General features: G+C 71.3%; 19 protein-coding genes. 14 read left to right on the top strand and 5 right to left on the bottom strand.

Features of this window, described 5'->3' with window-relative positions; genetic code table 11:
- Nucleotides 1-153: 153 nt before the first annotated feature.
- Nucleotides 154-1767 carry a hypothetical protein gene (locus tag IE257_RS13365; protein WP_189968101.1) on the top strand — a complete coding sequence of 538 codons (1614 nt, stop codon included), beginning with the start codon at nt 154-156 and terminating at the stop codon, nt 1765-1767.
- Between the two features lie 186 nt (nt 1768-1953).
- Nucleotides 1954-3153 (top strand): saccharopine dehydrogenase family protein, encoded by a 1200-nt coding sequence (locus tag IE257_RS13360; RefSeq protein WP_189968099.1) that lies wholly within the window; start codon nt 1954-1956, stop codon nt 3151-3153.
- A gap of 50 nt (nt 3154-3203) precedes the next feature.
- Here IE257_RS13360 and IE257_RS13355 read toward each other — a convergent pair whose 3' ends face one another.
- Nucleotides 3204-3881 carry an endonuclease V gene (locus IE257_RS13355; RefSeq protein WP_189968097.1) on the bottom strand — a complete coding sequence of 226 codons (678 nt, stop codon included), beginning with the start codon at nt 3879-3881 and terminating at the stop codon, nt 3204-3206.
- A gap of 26 nt (nt 3882-3907) precedes the next feature.
- On the opposite strand from IE257_RS13355, the gene IE257_RS13350 reads away from it, so the two are divergent.
- A complete protein-coding gene (locus tag IE257_RS13350) occupies nt 3908-4207 on the top strand; it encodes a YciI family protein (protein ID WP_189968095.1) in 300 nt (99 codons plus the stop codon).
- A gap of 49 nt (nt 4208-4256) precedes the next feature.
- Nucleotides 4257-4760, top strand: coding sequence for a GNAT family N-acetyltransferase (locus IE257_RS13345; protein ID WP_189968093.1), 504 nt, complete (start codon nt 4257-4259; stop codon nt 4758-4760).
- On the opposite strand, the gene IE257_RS13340 is transcribed toward IE257_RS13345, so the two are convergent.
- Nucleotides 4761-5888 carry a WD40/YVTN/BNR-like repeat-containing protein gene (locus IE257_RS13340; RefSeq protein ID WP_189968091.1) on the bottom strand — a complete coding sequence of 376 codons (1128 nt, stop codon included), beginning with the start codon at nt 5886-5888 and terminating at the stop codon, nt 4761-4763.
- Nucleotides 5889-5985: 97 nt separating this feature from the next.
- Between IE257_RS13340 and IE257_RS39390 the strand changes: the two genes are divergently transcribed.
- From IE257_RS39390 to IE257_RS13300, 8 genes are all read left to right on the top strand, one after another.
- Nucleotides 5986-6333, top strand: a complete 348-nt coding sequence (locus tag IE257_RS39390) for a hypothetical protein (protein WP_189968370.1) — start codon at nt 5986-5988, stop codon at nt 6331-6333.
- Between the two features lie 229 nt (nt 6334-6562).
- A complete protein-coding gene (ssgD, locus tag IE257_RS13330) occupies nt 6563-6979 on the top strand; it encodes a spore wall synthesis regulator SsgD (protein WP_189968089.1) in 417 nt (138 codons plus the stop codon).
- A gap of 178 nt (nt 6980-7157) precedes the next feature.
- Nucleotides 7158-8798 carry an ABC-F family ATP-binding cassette domain-containing protein gene (locus IE257_RS13325; RefSeq protein ID WP_189968087.1) on the top strand — a complete coding sequence of 547 codons (1641 nt, stop codon included), beginning with the start codon at nt 7158-7160 and terminating at the stop codon, nt 8796-8798.
- A gap of 312 nt (nt 8799-9110) precedes the next feature.
- Complete coding sequence (locus IE257_RS13320) at nt 9111-10082, top strand: acyl-ACP desaturase (RefSeq protein WP_030728836.1); 972 nt, start codon at nt 9111-9113, stop codon at nt 10080-10082.
- Between the two features lie 72 nt (nt 10083-10154).
- Nucleotides 10155-10457 (top strand): DUF6317 family protein, encoded by a 303-nt coding sequence (locus tag IE257_RS13315; protein WP_189968085.1) that lies wholly within the window; start codon nt 10155-10157, stop codon nt 10455-10457.
- Complete coding sequence (locus IE257_RS13310; protein ID WP_189968084.1) at nt 10450-11583, top strand: PgaA family protein; 1134 nt, start codon at nt 10450-10452, stop codon at nt 11581-11583. The genes IE257_RS13315 and IE257_RS13310 overlap by 8 nt, the downstream gene beginning before the upstream one ends.
- Nucleotides 11562-12200: a hypothetical protein gene (locus IE257_RS13305; protein WP_189968082.1), complete on the top strand. Its 639-nt coding sequence runs from the start codon at nt 11562-11564 to the stop codon at nt 12198-12200. Before IE257_RS13310 ends, IE257_RS13305 begins: the two co-directional genes overlap by 22 nt.
- Nucleotides 12197-12778, top strand: coding sequence for a hypothetical protein (locus IE257_RS13300; RefSeq protein WP_189968080.1), 582 nt, complete (start codon nt 12197-12199; stop codon nt 12776-12778). Before IE257_RS13305 ends, IE257_RS13300 begins: the two co-directional genes overlap by 4 nt.
- Here IE257_RS13300 and IE257_RS13295 read toward each other — a convergent pair whose 3' ends face one another.
- The gene (locus IE257_RS13295; RefSeq protein ID WP_189968078.1) at nt 12779-13021 is read right to left on the bottom strand and encodes a WhiB family transcriptional regulator; all 243 of its coding nucleotides are present in this window, start codon (nt 13019-13021) and stop codon (nt 12779-12781) included.
- A gap of 161 nt (nt 13022-13182) precedes the next feature.
- On the opposite strand from IE257_RS13295, the gene IE257_RS13290 reads away from it, so the two are divergent.
- On the top strand, nt 13183-13845 hold the full coding sequence (locus tag IE257_RS13290) for a TetR/AcrR family transcriptional regulator (protein ID WP_189968076.1): 663 nt from the start codon (nt 13183-13185) through the stop codon (nt 13843-13845).
- Here IE257_RS13290 and IE257_RS39385 read toward each other — a convergent pair.
- Nucleotides 13829-14581: an alpha/beta hydrolase gene (locus IE257_RS39385; RefSeq protein ID WP_245384838.1), complete on the bottom strand. Its 753-nt coding sequence runs from the start codon at nt 14579-14581 to the stop codon at nt 13829-13831. The two genes, IE257_RS13290 and IE257_RS39385, sit on opposite strands and share 17 nt — an antisense overlap.
- 408 nt (nt 14582-14989) lie before the next feature.
- Between IE257_RS39385 and IE257_RS13280 the strand changes: the two genes are divergently transcribed.
- The gene (locus IE257_RS13280; protein ID WP_189968074.1) at nt 14990-15340 is read left to right on the top strand and encodes a VOC family protein; all 351 of its coding nucleotides are present in this window, start codon (nt 14990-14992) and stop codon (nt 15338-15340) included.
- Nucleotides 15341-15395: 55 nt separating this feature from the next.
- Here IE257_RS13280 and ligD read toward each other — a convergent pair whose 3' ends face one another.
- Nucleotides 15396-16415: a non-homologous end-joining DNA ligase gene (gene ligD / locus IE257_RS13275; RefSeq protein WP_189968072.1), complete on the bottom strand. Its 1020-nt coding sequence runs from the start codon at nt 16413-16415 to the stop codon at nt 15396-15398.
- Between the last annotated feature and the right edge of the window lies 1 nt (nt 16416).

The raw sequence follows: 16416 nt of genomic DNA, 5'->3' as shown, positions 1-16416 counted from the left end.
ACCCCCCTGATCAGCGGCGGCCCAGCTCTGTACTCTGAACAGGCTTTCGAACCTGATCAAGCGTTCAACCAGAAAAATGGGGGGCCGGTGCGTAACCGCCGTCTCGTAGTTTCCGTCGCCGCCATCGCGGCAGGCGTTGGCCTCATCCCGGGCGTGGCGCAGGCCGATCCGGCCAAGCCGGACGCCCGCGGCGCGTCCACTCCCGACCTGGACCTCGGCAAGGCCGCGGTTTCCCAGGCCAAGGGCCACACCTTCACCAGCCCCGCCGAGCGTACGGTCCGCAAGGCGCTGCCGTCCGCCAAGACGGGCACGGCCGACGCCCCGGCGGTGCAGTCCGCCGCCGACAACCCGAACCTCTCGGTCGGGCTGAGCGGCTACGGCACGTCCGCGCACGGCATCGAGGTGAAGTCCACCCTCACGAGCGTCAGCACCCCGCTCGAGGTCACCATCGACTGGGGCGACCAGAAGACCGACGTGGTCAACGCGTACGGCTCCCAGGTGCTCACGAACGGGCACACCTACGCCGAGGTCGGCGCCTACACCGTCACGGTCACCGTGAAGGACGCCGCGAACGGCGTCACGGCCGTCAACGTCCTCCAGGCCGTCACGCCCGGCTCCGACTTCACCCCGTACACCCCGACCCGTCTGCTGGACACCCGATTCGGGACCGGCGTGACGCAGGGCAAGGTCGGCCCGGGCAAGTCCACCCGTGTGAAGGTCGGCGGCAACGGCAAGATCCCCGTCGGGGTCACCGCGGTGGCCCTCAACGTCACCGTCACCAACACCACCGACAACGGTTTCATCACGGCCTTCCCCGAGGGCACCACCCGGCCCGACACCTCCAACGTCAACCACAAGGCCGGTCAGACGGTCCCGAACCTGGTCATCGTGCCGGTCGGCAAGAGCGGTTACGTGGAGCTGTCCAACCGAGGCCAGCAGTCGGTCGACCTGATCGCCGACGTCACCGGCTACTTCAGCCGGTCCGCCTCCAGCGGCTACACCCCCGTCGACCCGACCCGCTTCGTCGACACCCGTGAGGGCCTCGGCACCGCCAAGCGCAAGCTGGGCGGGCAGTCGACCTTCGGCACGCAGATCAGCGGCCTGCGCGGCGTGCCCCAGGGCATCAGCGCCGTGGCGCTGAACGTGACGGTCACCAACCCGCAGAGCGCCGGTCACCTGACCGTGTACCCGAGCGGCGGCGCGGTCCCGACCACGTCCAACCTGAACTTCAACGCCGGCCAGACGATCGCCAACTCGGTGATCGTGCCCGTCTCCGCCGACGGCAGGATCAGTGTGTTCAACGGCGCCTGGTCCGCCGCCGATGTCGTGGTGGACGTCGTCGGCTACTACAGCAAGGACAGCGAGAGCTCCTTCCTGCCGCTGGTTCCGGAGCGCGTCTTCGACACCCGTGACCCCCAGAGCCCGGTCTACGGGGCACTGTGGGGCGACAGCTACATCTACCTGCCGATCTCCGACGACGACCCCAGCATCACGGGCTTCGTGCTGAACTCCACGGTCACCAACACGCAGGGCAACGGGTACCTCACGGTCACCCCGGACCCGAACTCGATGGACGACTACATCAACGAGACGGAGTTCTGGCCGACCCCGCCGAACTCGTCCAACCTGAACTGGACGAAGGGCGACACCGTCCCGAACCTGGTCCAGGCGAGCACCGGCAACCACGGCATCATCGACTTCTGGAACCGCAGCTGGGACGACATCGACCTCGTCGTCGACCTCTTCGGCCTGTACCAGAAGGGCTAGTACCCGCTCGCGCCCCCGCCCGCGAGCGGGGGCGCAGGTGATCCCGGCAGCGCCCCGGGACCGGCCTTCGGGCCGGTCCCGGGGCGCTGTTCCCGTATCCCGGCCCACCGCACCCGGTCCCGGTCGGACCGACGGTCGAGGATCACGCTAGCCTCGGCCACCGGAACCCCCCTGGGAGGAGCGCTCATGAACGCAACTGTCCCGCACGACCGGCCGGAACGCGCCTACGACGTCGTACTCTTCGGCGCCACCGGATTCGTGGGCGCGCTCACCGCCGAGTACCTGGCCGCGCACGCGCCAGCCGGCTGCCGCTGGGCCCTCGCGGGCCGGGACACGGCGAAGCTGGAGCGGCTGCGCGAACGGCTGGCCTCGATCGATCCGGCCTGCGCGGGGCTGCCGCTGCTGCGGGCCGACGCCCAGGACCCGGCGGCCGTGCGCGAGCTGGCCGCGTCCACCCGGGTGCTGGCCACGACGGTGGGCCCGTACGTCTGGTACGGCGCCGAGCTCGTGGCCGCCTGCGCGGAGGCGGGCACCGACTACGTGGACCTCACCGGCGAGCCGGAGTTCGTGGACCGCATGTACGTCGAGCACGACGCGCGGGCCCGCGAGACCGGGGCGCGCATCGTGCACGCCTGCGGCTTCGACTCGATCCCGGCCGACCTCGGGGCGTACTTCACGGTCCGGCAGCTGCCGCAAGGGGTTCCGCTGACGGTCGACGGGTTCATCCGGTCCAACGCCCTCTTCTCCGGCGGCACCCTGGCCTCCGCGCTGACCGCGCTGAGCCGCGGCCCGCAGACCCTGGCCGCGGCGCGCGCCCGCCGGCTGCACGAACCCCGCCTGCTGGGCCGGCGGGCCCGCGGGCCGGTCGGGGCGCCGCGCTTCAGCCGGGAGACCGGCGCCTGGGCCATGCCGCTGCCCACGCTGGACCCGAGGATCGTGGCCCGGTCTGCGGCCGCGCTGGAGCGGTACGGCCCGGACTTCCGGTACCGCCACTACGCCTCCGTCAAGCACCTGCCCGTCGCGGTGGGCGGTACGGCGGCGCTGGGCGCGGCGGTGGCCCTGGCCCAGCTGCCGCCGGCCAGGAAATGGCTGATGGACCGCTGGGAGCCGGGCCAGGGGCCGGACGCGGAACGCCGCGCGCGCAGCTGGTTCACGGCGCGGTTCGTGGGCGAGGGCGGCGGCCGGCGCGTGTTCACCGAGGTGTCGGGCGGGGACCCGGGCTACGGCGAGACGGCGAAGATGCTGGCCGAGTCGGCGCTCTGCCTGGCCCACGACGCCCTGCCGGAGGTCTCCGGCCAGCTGACGACGGCCGTGGCGATGGGCGACGCCCTCACCGCCCGCCTCCAGAAGGCCGGAATCACCTTCCGGGTGGCCGACGCCCGCTGACGGCCGCCGGCCCAGGGCCCGGCAGGGGCGACGAGGGGACGCGGGCCCCGTCAGGAGGCCTCCCGCAGCGCCCTCCGGCACAGTGAATCGGCGTGCCGGGTGGTCTCGGGGATCCGGAATCGCGGGCTCAGGGCAAGGGCGTGGGCGCAGGCGTTGTCCAGCGAGACCCGGTGCCCGACGGAGACGTACACCGGCTTGATCCCGTCCTGCGTGCGCAGCGCCCGCCCGACCTCGGCCCCGTCGGCCGCGAGCAGGGCGGCGGCGTCGCCACGTCGCGCGCCCGGTTCCTCGTGGGTGAAGGTGAACGGGTTCTTCGCGACGCCGATCGCCGGGAGCCCGGTGACCACACCGAGGTGGCAGGCGAGACCGAAGCCGCGCGGGTGGGCGAGGCCGTAGCCGTCGCAGACGACGAGCCCGGGCGCGGACTTCAGGGAGTCGAGGGCGGCCAGTACGGTCGGCAGCTCGCGGAAGGCCAGCAGTCCGGGCACGTAGGGGAAGCTGACGTGCCCGACGGCGGTGGCCTCCTCCACGACCTCCAGGGTGGCGGCGTCGAGCACCACGGCCGCGGCGGCGACCAGGTCGCGCGCATCGTCGTAGGCGACGTCCACGCCCGTGACGAGGCCTTGGCCGGGTGGCGGACCGGGCTCCGTGAGCACGACCTGATGGCGTAGTTCGTCCTGTATCGCCCGGGCCTCGGCCTCGTCGGCGGGGGTCTTCACACTCGTCATGATGGAGCGAGAGTAGCCTGGCGATCATGTTCGTCATGGAGCTCACCTACACCGCCCCCGTGGAAGCCGTCGAAGAGCAGATGGACGCTCACATCGCGTGGCTGGACGGCTACTACGCCGCCGGCGTCTTCCTCGCCTCGGGCCGCAAGGTGCCGCGCGACGGGGGCGTGATCCTGGCCGGCGGGGTGTCCCGGGCCGAGATCGAGAGGATCGCGGCCGAGGACCCCTTCTCGGTGGCGGGCGTCTGCGCCTACACCGTCACCGAGTTCATCGCCACCAAGACCTCGGCCGACCTGGCGACGGTGCGGGAGAACCCGGTGGTGTAGCGACCGCGCCGCGTCGTCCCACCGTCCGCCCCTCCCCGCCGGAGTGTCCATGCTGCCCCGCCCGGCCGAAGCCGCCGATGTCCCCGAGCTCATACGCCTGCGTGCCGTCGCCCTCGACTCCCTCGGGGTCGACCCCGGGCCGGCCGACGCCGCCTGGCGGCAGGTCGCCCGCACCTGGTTCCTCGAACGCGTCGGCGAACGCCCCGACGTGCACTGCCTGGTCGTCGGCGGAGCGCCCGGCGAACCACTCCTCGCCACCGGCATGGCCTGGGTCACCCACCACCTGCCCGGTCCTCGGTGGACCGACGGCCGGCGCGGCTACCTCGACGGGATCGTCACCGACGCCCCCGCCCGCGGGCGGGGCCACGGCCGCAGGATCGTCGACGCGCTCGTCGCCCGGCTCGACGGCATCGGCATCCACTACGTCCAGCTGCACGCCAGCCCCGACGGCGAACCCGTCTACCGGGCCGCGGGCTTCGCCGCCGGACGCTACCCGCACATGGACCTCTTCACCACCCCGAAGCCGCCGGCTCCGCCCGCTCCCGTCGACTGATCAGCGGCGCCGTTCCAGCCGCGCCACCCGCCCCTTCTCCCCCGCGGCCCAGCAGCCCGCATCCGCCGCGCAGTCGACGGTGTCGAACGAGCCCGCCTCCAGCGACCGCCAGCTGCGGCCCCCGTCCGTGGTCACGTCCGTGCCCGTGGGTCCCACCGCGAGGGCCGTCCCCGCGCCGTACGGGAACCAGGCCGCGCCCGAGCGGTAGGCCGGCGGCGGCGTCGCGGCCCGGCGCCAGGTGCGGCCCCCGTCGGCGGAGACGGCCGCGGCCTGCGGGGAGGCCTGCCCCGTGCGGTAGTCACCGCCGACCGCGAGTCCCCTCGTACGGTCCCGGAAGGCGAGGGCGAAGACCCCGCGGGCCGGATCGCCTGCCGGCACGGTGGACTCGGCGACCTGCCAGGTCAGGCCGCGGTCCGCGGAGTGCAGGATCCGCGCCTGCGCCCCGCCGCCGGTGGCCAGCCAGACGTCGCGCGGGCCGGAGCTGACCAGGCACTGGCCGCTCGCGGCGAAGCCCGCCTCGCCGGGCAGCGCCTCGGGCATGCCCGCGTTCGGCAGCACCCGCCAGTTCCGCCCGCCGTCGTCCGTGGCCAGGATGCGGAACTTCCCGTCCACCGGATCGCTCATCGCCAGGCCGTGCCGCGCGTCGAAGAAGGTGAGGCAGTCGTAGAAGGCGCGCGGGTCGGGGTTGCGGAAGGTCTCGGTCCAAGTGGCTCCGCCGTCCTCGGTGCGCAGCACCCGGGAGGCTTCGCCCTCGCCGATGGACAGGGCCACCGCGCGCCGCGCGTCGAAGGCCTCGATGTCACGGAACTCCAGACCCTCCGCGACCGCGCCGGGCGGCGAAACGTCACGCCAGCTGCGGCCGCCGTCCACCGTGCGCAGGACCGTCCCCTTGGAGCCGGCCACCCAGGCCGTGGACCGGTTGACCGCCGCGAGCCCGCGGAAGCGCACGTCCTTCCCGGTGTCCTTCAGCGCCCAGCCGGCGCCCCGTAAGTCCCGCGCCAGCGGGGCCGGATCCGCATCGGCCCGGTCGGGGGCGGCCTGGGCGGGGGCGGCCTGGGCGGGGGCGGCCAGCACCCCCACGACCAGGGCTGCCGCGCACATGCCGATTCCGAGTTCCAGGAGTCTCATGGCGCCGGAAGCTAACGCACCCCGCAATCGCCGTCCAGAGCGCCTTCCGGCCCCCGCCCCCGTTCGCGGGGGCACCCGGTCGCAGGCTCGCGTGGCGGTGCGTCACCCCTCCGTCGAGGACGGTGAGCAGCACGGGCAGGTCTGGCAGTTCGGTGGCCCGCACGGTGAGCGGGTCGTCGGCGAGGACCGTCAGGTCGGCGCGGTGGCCGAGGGCGATCCGGCCCGCCAGGTGCTCCTCGCGCGCCGCGTGGCGGCGCCGAAGGCGTTCGGGTCCGGGCCCCAGCCGGTCAGCCAGGCGCCGGGCGCGAGGCCGCGTACACCGGCGGGCGCCCTCGCGCTCGCGGCCGGGGTCACCGCGGCCGCCGTCTGCGTCGACACCCTCTGCACCGGGCCGGTCGCCGCGGCTCTGATGCGCCGGATGCGGCTCATTGGGCCTGTGGAGTGATCGGTAATCAGCCCTTCTCCGAGGCGCCCCGGCCCCCGGCGGCGCGCGGGCCGCCTTCCGGCACATCCCTCCACCCGGTCACTCTGTGCGATCACACAGCGTGGTTCAAGCCAATCGGTGACACAGCTCACGCAACGGCCCATGCACGGATTTGCCGATTCCGGCGTCTATCGGGTTGCCGGGCCCCACCCCACTGTCCGGCAGCAGATCCGCCGCAAGGGAGTGAGCCTTGATCACTGTCATCGAGCAGGCCGCACAGGCCCGCCTGGTCGCTACCGCGCCGAAGGTCGAGACCGTGCCCGTCACCCTCTGCTACGACCGTGCGGATCCGTTCGCCGTGCGCATGGCCTTCCCCGCTCCGGCCACGCTGGAGGGTGTCGAGGTCTCGTGGACCTTCTCGCGCGAGCTGCTGGAGTCCGGGCTCGACCGCCCGTCGGGCTGTGGCGACGTACGCGTGCGCCCGTACGACGTCGACCGGACCACCATCGAGTTCCACGCGACGGAGGGCGTCGCCATCGTGCTGATGCTGACGGCCGAGCTGCACCGGTTCCTGGAACGGGCCGCGGCCGTGGTGCCGCCCGGCCTCGAACACCTCTACCTCGACATGGACCACAGCCTGGCCCAGTTGATGCGCGACACCTGCTGAGTTAATTGATTTGCGGGCGGCTGCGGCCGTCCGTAGCTTCGAAGACGGCCCATCCCCGTCGAAACGGAGCAGGACATTGCTCGTCTGAGGTTCGAGACACCGACCACCGCCCCCTACGGCTGAGCCGTCGGCTGTCTCCCCGCGTTGCACTCACCACTCACGCAACCTGGAGGCCTCCATGAGTAACGCCCCTGCTTTCATCACCTGCTCCGCGCTGTCCTTCGACTGGCCCGACGGCACGCCCGTCTTCGACGGGTTCCAACTCGCCGTCGGCCCCGGCCGAACCGGCCTGATCGGGCTCAACGGCTGCGGGAAGTCCACCCTGCTGAAGCTGATCGCCGGCGAACTGATCCCGACCGAGGGCCAGTCCTCCGTCGCCGGCTCGGTCGGCTACCTCCCGCAGAACGTCACCCTCGACACCGCGCTGCGCGTGGACGAGGCGCTCGGCATCCACACCACCCGCGCCGCCCTCCACGCCATCGAGGCGGGCGAGGCCACCGAGGCGAACTTCACCGCCGTCGGCGACGACTGGGACGTGGAGGAGCGGGCCCTGGCCACGCTCGACCAGCTCGGACTCGCCCGGATCGGCCTGGACCGCACCGTCGGCGAACTCTCGGGCGGTGAGTCCGTACTGCTGCGGCTGGCAGCCCTGCTGCTCGCGCGCCCCGACGTCCTGCTGCTGGACGAGCCCACCAACAACCTGGACCTGCGGGCCCGGGGCCGCCTGTACGCGGCGGTCGAGTCCTGGTCCGGGGTGATGCTCCTGGTCAGCCACGACCGGGAGCTCCTGGAGCGGGTCGATCAGATCGCCGATCTGCGCGACGGCGAAGTCCGCTGGTACGGAGGGAACTTCACGGACTACGAGGAGATGCTCGCGGCCGAGCAGGAGTCGGCCGAGCGGATGGTCCGGGTCGCGGAGGCCGACGTACAGCGGCAGAAGCGGGAACTGTCCGACGCGCAGGTCAAGTTGGCGCGGCGCAAGCGGTACGGACAGAAGATGTACGAGAACAAGCGCGAGCCGAAGATCGTGATGGGCGCGCGCAAGCGCGCGGCCCAGGAGTCGGCGGGCAAGCACCGGATCATGCACACGGAGAAGCTGGCACAGGCGAAGGAACGCCTGGACCAGGCCGTGGAGGCGGTGCGCGACGACGACGAGATCCGGATCCAGCTGCCCGCCACCCAGGTCCCGCCGGGGCGGCGCGTGCTGACCCTGAGCGATCTGCACCTGGCCCACGGGGCCCGTGTGCCGGGCGAGTGGGAACTGCGGGGTCCGGAGCGGATCGCCCTGGTGGGCCGCAACGGGTCGGGCAAGACCACGCTGCTGCGCACGATCGCGGGGCAGCTCGCGCCGGTGTCCGGAGCGACGGAGACACATGTGGCCACGCGGTTCCTGCCGCAGCGCCTCGACGTGCTGGACGAGAGCCGTTCGGTCGTGGAGAACGTGGCGCGGTTCGCCCCGCAGGCCACGAACAACCTGATCCGGGCCCGGCTCGCGCACTTCCTCTTCCGCGGCGGCCGGGCGGACCGCCCGGCCGGCACCCTGTCGGGCGGCGAACGCTTCCGGGCGGCGCTGGCGGCCCTGCTGCTGGCGGAGCCCGCTCCGCAGCTGCTCATGCTGGACGAGCCGACGAACAACCTCGACCTGTCGAGCGTGCGGCAGCTGACCGAGGCGCTGGAGTCGTACGAGGGCGCGCTAGTGGTGGCGAGCCACGACGTGCCGTTCCTGGAGTCGATCGGCATCACGCGCTGGCTCCTGCTGGACGGGGAGCTCCGGGCGACGTCGGCCGAGGCGGTCCGGGAGACCCTCTGGCACGAGTGAGCGAGACGGCTCGCCCGCCGCCGCTCAGCCGCTTCGCCGCCGCCGCTTCACCGCCGCCCGCGGACACCCGCACGCCACGGGCGGCGGCGAAGCGGAACCCGTTCAGGCCGTCAAAAGTAAAAGTTTCGAACCACCTGACGGCGTGATTTTGCCCCTTCATCCGCCCCTCAGAGCCGCCATAAACTGCGTAGATAACTGGATGTAACCAGACATACACCTGCCCGGGGCTTGGCTGACCTTGATGTCACGCTTAACCTACGACTCCGTAGGCTACGGAACCGTAGGTAATTCGCTTTGCACCCAGGAGTACCCGTGACGATCACCTCTCCCCACCTCGGCAGCTCGGAGGCGTGGACGGACGCCAAGCTGCTGTTCGCGCTGGAAGAGGTGGTCGAGAAGGAACTCAACCGCCATCTGAAGGTCACCAAGGACTGGATGCCCCACGAGTACGTCCCGTGGAGCGAAGGCCGGAACTTCCCCGGTTTCTTCGAGGACGGCGAGGCCTGGGACCCGCAGCAGTCCAAGGTCACCGACATCGGCAAGATCGCGCTGGTCGTGAACCTGCTGACCGAGGACAACCTCCCCAGCTACCACCACGAGATCGCCTCGCTCTTCGGCCGCAACGGCGCCTGGGGCACCTGGGTGCACCGCTGGACCGCCGAGGAGGGTCGCCACGGCATCGTGATGCGCGACTACCTGCTGGCCTCGCGCGCCGTGGACCCGGACAAGCTGGAAGCGTTCCGCATGCAGCACATGTCGGAGGGCTTCGAATCCGACAACCGCCACTCCATGCTGCACTCGGTGGCGTACGTGGCCTTCCAGGAGCTCGCGACCCGCATCTCACACCGCAACACCGGCCACCAGTCCGGTGACCCGGTCTGCGACCGGATGCTGGCCCGCATCGCGCAGGACGAGAACCTGCACATGGTCTTCTACCGCAACCTGCTGGGCGCGGCCTTCGAGCTCGCCCCGGACCTCACCATGCAGGCCGTGCGGGACGTCGTCGTCAACTTCCGGATGCCCGGACACGGCATGCCCGGCTTCGAGCGGATGGCCGCGCAGATGGCGATCGGCGGGGTCTACAACCTGCGGATCCACCACGACGACGTGCTGAGCCCGGTGATCCGCTTCCTGAAGATCATGGACATCGACGGCCTCGGCCCCGAGGGCCAGAAGGCCCAGGAGGAGCTCGGGCTGTTCATGAACGGCCTGGACTCCGAAGCCCGCAAGTTCGACGAGAAGCTCGCCGCCCGCGCCGCGCGCCTCGCCGCCCGCAAGGGCTGACCGATTTCCGCTCGCTCGGGCGAGTGACGCCGATTGCCCTGGCAGAGCCGCGCTCTGCCAGGGTTTCGCGTCATGACCTCGCTCCAGGTGGACATCGACCAGCTGACCCGTCTGACGCGCGTCCTGGACTCCTCGCTGGCCTCCCTGCGGGACGCCCGCCGCGCGCTGGACCACGTACGGCCCGACCAGCTGGGCACGGCGGACCTCGACTCGGCATGTGACGGCTTCCAGGACCGGTGGGCCCACGGCACCCGGGAGCTGACCAAACGCGTCAAGGCCGTACGGGAGGGCGTGGACCGCAGCGCCGCGGAGTACGCGGAGCTGGACCAGGCCATCCGCGCGGCCTTCCTCAGGGCGGCGGCCGCGCATGGCTGAGCACGCGGCGCTGGGCTTCGACCCGGCCCCCGGGAATCCCGCCGCGGTACTGGCCCTGGCCAAGAAACTCAGCGCCTCGGCCACCTCCCTCGGGGAAGCCTCCCGGGTGGTGAAGGATCTGGTCTCCCACAGCGCGGCGTGGCAGGGCGAGGCCGCCACCGCCTTCCGGGCCTCACTCTCGAAGGACCTCCCCCGCTACCTGGGCTCGGCCCACACCTCCCTCGCGGAGGCGGCCCGCCGGCTCACGGGGTGGCACGACACCCTGGTCTCCCACCGCGCACTGGCCACCCGGTACGAGACCCAGGCCGCGGCGGCGAAGACCGACGAGGCCCTGGCGGATGCCCGCCGCCTGGCCCGCGAACTCGCCGCCGAGCACGGAGAGGCGGCCCGCCGGGTGGCGCAGACCCTGAACGCGGCGACGGACCGCCTGGCCCCGAAGGAACCGGGCCTGCTGGCCTCCATCTGGAACAAGATCGTCGATGACCCGGCGGACGCGATGTCGAACGCGTCGGCGATGCTCGGATTCGTAGGCGCCTTGGTGGCACTCGCCTGCCCGCCGGCAGGGCTCGCGATCATGCTCGTTGGGAGCGGCCTTTCGCTGGCAGCCCTGGCCATGCACTCCTCGGACCCGAAATTCCGCAAGTCGCTGACCGACGGCTTCACGAAGGGCCAGTTCGACGCGGACTTCTGGAAGAGCAGCGTGACACTGCTCGGTGATGCTGTCGGCGCGGTACCGGGTGTTGCAGCGGTCGCCTCCGGCGCCAAGGCGGGCACGGCAGCTGCCCGGGCGGCGATGGCCGCGGCCCCCGAGAGCAGCGCCGTGGTCGGGCTGGCACCTGGTGCAACCGCGTTCAGGCAGACAGCATGGTCCACCTCCGACGAACTGCGGCAGCTGGACAGCCCCCTCACCGGATGGGCCATGCGGTCATCGACTCAAGAAGCCAGAGACCGGGTGGGGGTGGCGGTGGCAGGTACGGGTGCGCTGACTGCCGGCATGGACTACGGCTCCGACAGCGAAGCGGTCGAACACGGCTCGACGGCGTTGGACGGCACCCGAGGGGTCCTCGACGACACTCCTTCGGCCATCAGGAAATCGGGCCACGTGTGGTCGGCGATGAGGCCATGACACAGGACGGCAACATCCCGCCGGTCTGGTTCCGCCTGCCTCCGGGCTTCCATGACATCGGCCCTGGCGACGCGTCGTCCCTGGAAGCGTTCGCGGAAGCCCTGGGAAGCACCGCTGCCCAACGGGACCTGTCCCAGCTCATGGACGGCCTCGAGGATCTCAAGGGGCACGATGTCGTGCACACCGCACTCGGCTTCCATCCCGAGGAGCCGGTCGGAGTCTCCACCTCGCTGTTCTCCCTGACGATCCGGCGGGTCGAGCAACCCAACCCCCGGCTCGCCGTGGCGCGTACGGCTCTCGCCATCGCCCGCTCATCCCTGTGGACCAGCGCCGTACGCAGGTTCATCGACCTGCCTTCGACTCTTCCATGCTGTCTGGTTGCCGGGACCATTTCCGTGCCCGAAATCGAGCATCACCTGTTTCAGGCCAGGATCACGACCGTCCATCCGGATGCGCTTCACTTGTTGGTCCTCGATCTGACCAGCGCCTCCAGCCAACACGCCGGCGCCTACACGGACATCCTCGAAGCGGTGGCTCACACCCTCCAGTTCACCGACCCCGACCCGAGTGTGCCGACGGCCGCCGGGACCTCACGCATCCTGGAGGTACTCCGATGAGCGTCACGCTCACCAAGGCTGCCTGGGACCACCCGCCGACAGTGGTCGGCTACAAGCGGTTGACCCTCCGGCGCCTCGGATGGGTGCTGAGCCTCGGCGGCCCGCCGGCGACTGCCCTGACCTGCATCGGCCTCGTTCCGCACGCAGGGTTGGCCTTCGCGCTGATGACCATGCTGGCGGCGCCCCTGTTTCCCTGGGTGGTCATCGCCTACTTCCGGCGGCGCCGTGTCGCTGCAGTGCTCCAGGCATACCCGTGGCGCGAGTTGCCATGTCGGCACCAGCGCAGGCCGCCCGGAAGTCCCGCGACCGTTGCCATCCCGTTCGCGGAGAACATCACGGCCATGTTCCGGATCATCCCCCTGCCCGTACCGCTCGCGACGCTGGAAGACAACCACCCGGACCGGATCTGGTTCGCAGGTGACCCCCGCTTCGGCGGGGTCGTATCGCCCGTCGGCGGGCACTACCCCGTGCGCGTCGTACCCCACACGCCGCGCCGGGAGGAGTGCGGTGGCGAGGGGTTCGAGCTTGCGCGGCGGGTGGGGTTGGTTCGGGGCAGCGGGAAAGCGACGCGTACCTGATCAGCGGCGACGCAGGGCGAGGCGCTCGGACTCCGAGAGGCCGCCCCAGACTCCGAAACGCTCGTCATTGGACAGGGCGTACTCCAGGCACGCAGCCCGCCCCTCGCACGCGCCGCACAGCCGCTTCGCGTCGCGGAGCGAGGAACCGGGCTCCGGGAAGAAGAAGCCGGGACCCGTCTGGGCGCACAGGGCGAGCTCGTACCAAGCGGTGTCAGTGGTTGCGGTAGTGGTGTTAATCGACATGCCGGTGATACTGGCCGCCGCGGATGGACGTCCGATCAACGACTGATCAACACGCGGTCATGACCGGGCACAAGCACCGACCGTCCGAGCATCGCACCTCCCACTGACAGCGGGCCTCTCACCCACTGAGTGAACGACCGTGCGTTCGGTAAGATGGTGGCATGGCTGACGGACGCGTGGAACGCGGCAACCAGACGCGGCGGGCCGTTCTCGACCGGACGATGAGCATCGCTTCCGTGGACGGCCTGGAAGGCCTGTCGCTGGGGAAGATCGCCGCTGATCTCGGCCTGAGCAAGAGCGGGGTCTTTGCTCTCTTCGGCTCGAAGGAGGACCTCCAGCTCGCCACCGTCCGTGCCGCCGTGGACGTCTTCCTGAACGAGGTCGTGCGGCCCGTACACCGGGACCCCGACGGCCTTTCCAAGGTGTGGCGGCTGTGCGAGCGCTGGCTCGACTACTCCCGGCGCCGGGTCTTCCCCGGTGGATGCTTCTTCTACGCCGTCTCCGCGGAGTTCGACGCGCGCCCCGGGCCGGTGCGGGACGAGATCGCCAAGGTGCGCTCCGACTGGACCCGTTACGTGGAGCGCCTGCTGGACGAGGCGCGGCCGGCCGGCGGGTTCGGGAGCCCGGAGGACACCGACGCGGTACCGCAACTCGCCTTCGAGCTGATGGCCCTGATGGAGCTGGCCAACGCGCATTCCGTGCTGCACGGCGACCCATTGGCGTACGAGCGGGCCGGCCGTGGCATCCTCGGCCGGCTGCGTGCGGTGGCGGCCGCTCCGGAGGAACTCCCGGAACGACCGCCTGTGTTCAGCTCGTCCTCCTGAGCGCATCCCTCACGCGCGGCGTGCGGCGGCTGGGGCAGGCGAAGGCGCAGGCGCGGCCTCCGAGACGGCGAACTCGACCGCGCTCGCGATGACATCGGGGTCCGCGAGGATACGGCCATGGCCGAGACCGGTGGTCTCGATCAGACGGGCTTGCGGGCCGTAGGCGGCGGCGATCGCGCGGGACTGGGCGGGATCGATCACGTCGTCGTCCGTGTCGTGGACGAGCAGGATGGGTGCCCGCATGTCCGCGAAGCGACGGCGGGCGTCGAGACGCTGCCAGATGTCGGGGGCGCCGGGGAAAAGCCGGCGTTCCACATGCGTGCGCAGGGCGCGCCCCACTCCTTCGCCCAGTCAGTCCGGCGCGGAAGCGTTCCACGAGGTAGCCGAAGTCGGCCACGCCCCCGATACCGACGACGCGGTCGGCCCCCATACCGTCGTGCAGCATGGAGAAGGCGGCGAGCACGCCGAAGGAGTGGGCCACGACTGCCGAGAAGTCGCCGTGCTCGGCGTGCAGTCGGCCGATGATGGCGCGGTAGTCGCGGATCGTGGAGGCACGCCCCTCGGACTCCCCGTGCCCGGGGGCGTCGAAGGAGATCACGGTGCGCCCCTGGGCCCGTAGGGCCTCTATGAGCCCGGCGAACCGCGAGGCGCGCGAGGACCAGCCGTGCACGACGAGAACGGGGCGGGGCCCGTCGCCCCAGCGATATGTGGTCACGGCCGTGTCGTACACGATCATCCGCCCGCGCTCGGCCCGCTCCATCAGATCGACCTCCTCCGGCCGCAACCGCGCCCGCCCGAGGGGCCGGACGAACAGCACGAAGGCCCGGGGCCCTGCCAGCCCCGGGGCGAGCCGGGCCGTGACATTGAGGGTGGTGCTCAGGAGTGAAGCCATGGGATGCATGTGCGGGTTCTCCGGAATCTCCTCGAGGCAGCCAGATGCCGATGGCGAGCCGATGAGAAGATATCAGCACGATCGTTCGTGTTGTTTTTATCCTTCTCTCCGCCCCGGCCGAGCGGACGACTGTCCCCGTTGTCGTGCAATTCAGTCGTCGTGTCGTCGCAGGAGAAGGTCTTCCTGGACCTGCGCGTGCCAGGATGCCCTGGGGCCACGACCGCCAGCACGCCGACGGGGCAGGAGCCAGCCATGATCAGCGGCGCACATGTCATCCTCTACAGCCAGGACGCCGAGGCGGACCGCGCCTTTCTCCGCGACGTCCTCGGCTTTCCCGGCGTCGACGCGGGCGGCGGCTGGCTCATCTTCAAGCTGCCCCCGGCCGAGGTGGCCGTGCACCCGACCGACGGCCCGCCCCAGCACGAGTTCTTCCTGATGTGCGACGACCTCGATGCCCAGCTCGGCGAGTTCCGGGCGCAGGGCGTCGAGATCACCCGTCCGCTCAGCGAGCAGCGCTGGGGCAAACTGACTGCGATCCGGCTCCCCAGTGGGGCCGAACTCCCGCTGTACGAACCGCTGCACCCCATCGCCCACAGCCTGTGACCCCACAGCAGTCGGCTCAGAGTGACGAATCCCAGCCTGACCGCGGAGCCGCGCGTCAGTCCTCGTGCTTCGCCCGGCTGGGCTGGACGCGCTTGGGTTCGCCCGGCATCTTCGGATAGTCCGGGGGGTAGGGCATATCGCCCAGGCCGTGCTCGTGCTCGTCGCGGGCGGCGAGCTCCAGTACCGTGTCCAGGGCGAAGGCGTGCTCGTCCATGTCCGCGTGCAGGTCGCCCAGTTCGGCGAAGCGCGCCGGCATCGTCACGATGTCGAAGTCGCGCGGCTCCGCGTCGTCCACCTCGTCCCAGCGCAGCGGCGCCGACACCGGGGCGTGCGGGCGCGGGCGGACGGAGTAGGCGGAGGCGATCGTGCGGTCGCGCGCCGTCTGGTTGTAGTCGACGAAGATCCGCTCGCCGCGCTCCTCCTTCCACCAGGCCGTCGTGACCTTTCCCGGCATGCGGCGTTCCAGTTCCCGGCCCAGGGCGATGGCACACCGCCGGACCTCGGTGAAGGTCCAGCGCGGCTCGATCGGCACGAAGACGTGCAGCCCGCGGCCGCCCGAGGTCTTGGGCCAGCCGCGCAGGCCCAGCTCCTCCAGCAGGGCGCGCAGTTCGTGGGCGGCCGCCACCGCGTGGTGGTAGTCGGTGCCCGGCTGCGGGTCCAGGTCGATCCGGAGCTCGTCGGGACGGTCGGTGTCCTCGCGCCGCACCGGCCAGGGGTGGAAGGTGAGGCAGCCCAGGTTGGCCGCCCACAGGACGGCGGCCGGTTCGGTCGGGCAGATCTCGTCGGCCGTGCGGCCGCTCGGGAAGGCGATGTGGGCGGTGGGGATCCAGTCGGGAAGGTTCTTCGGTGCCCGCTTCTGGAAGAAGGACTCGCCCTCCACCCCGTCCGGAAAGCGCTCCAGCGTCGTCGGCCGGTTGCGCAGGGCACGCGTGATGCCGGGCGCCACCGCCAGGTAGTACTCGGCGACGTGCCGCTTCGTGAGGCCGCGCTCCGGGAAGTACACCTTGTCCGGGCTGGACAGCCGTACCTTCCGCCCACCCGCGTCCAGCTCGATCGCAATACCGACAGCACCCATG

This window comes from Streptomyces avidinii (assembly GCF_014650695.1).
GTDB classification, from domain to species: Bacteria; Actinomycetota; Actinomycetes; order Streptomycetales; family Streptomycetaceae; genus Streptomyces; species Streptomyces avidinii.
This window is presented reverse-complemented; position numbering and strand designations above follow the sequence as displayed.

Excerpts from the sequence above, each read along its gene's own strand:
- IE257_RS13360 (WP_189968099.1), top strand. The coding sequence starts at position 1,954 with ATGAACGCAACTGTCCCGCACGACCGGCCGGAACGCGCCTACGACGTC.
- IE257_RS13355 (WP_189968097.1), bottom strand. The coding sequence starts at position 3,881 with ATGACGAGTGTGAAGACCCCCGCCGACGAGGCCGAGGCCCGGGCGATA.
- IE257_RS13350 (WP_189968095.1), top strand. The coding sequence starts at position 3,908 with ATGTTCGTCATGGAGCTCACCTACACCGCCCCCGTGGAAGCCGTCGAA.
- IE257_RS13345 (WP_189968093.1), top strand. The coding sequence starts at position 4,257 with ATGCTGCCCCGCCCGGCCGAAGCCGCCGATGTCCCCGAGCTCATACGC.
- IE257_RS13340 (WP_189968091.1), bottom strand. The coding sequence starts at position 5,888 with ATGAGACTCCTGGAACTCGGAATCGGCATGTGCGCGGCAGCCCTGGTC.
- IE257_RS13325 (WP_189968087.1), top strand. The coding sequence starts at position 7,158 with ATGAGTAACGCCCCTGCTTTCATCACCTGCTCCGCGCTGTCCTTCGAC.
- IE257_RS13315 (WP_189968085.1), top strand. The coding sequence starts at position 10,155 with ATGACCTCGCTCCAGGTGGACATCGACCAGCTGACCCGTCTGACGCGC.
- IE257_RS13310 (WP_189968084.1), top strand. The coding sequence starts at position 10,450 with ATGGCTGAGCACGCGGCGCTGGGCTTCGACCCGGCCCCCGGGAATCCC.
- IE257_RS13300 (WP_189968080.1), top strand. The coding sequence starts at position 12,197 with ATGAGCGTCACGCTCACCAAGGCTGCCTGGGACCACCCGCCGACAGTG.
- IE257_RS13295 (WP_189968078.1), bottom strand. The coding sequence starts at position 13,021 with ATGTCGATTAACACCACTACCGCAACCACTGACACCGCTTGGTACGAG.
- IE257_RS13290 (WP_189968076.1), top strand. The coding sequence starts at position 13,183 with ATGGCTGACGGACGCGTGGAACGCGGCAACCAGACGCGGCGGGCCGTT.
- IE257_RS39385 (WP_245384838.1), bottom strand. The coding sequence starts at position 14,581 with ATGATCGTGTACGACACGGCCGTGACCACATATCGCTGGGGCGACGGG.
- IE257_RS13280 (WP_189968074.1), top strand. The coding sequence starts at position 14,990 with ATGATCAGCGGCGCACATGTCATCCTCTACAGCCAGGACGCCGAGGCG.
- ligD (WP_189968072.1), bottom strand. The coding sequence starts at position 16,415 with ATGGGTGCTGTCGGTATTGCGATCGAGCTGGACGCGGGTGGGCGGAAG.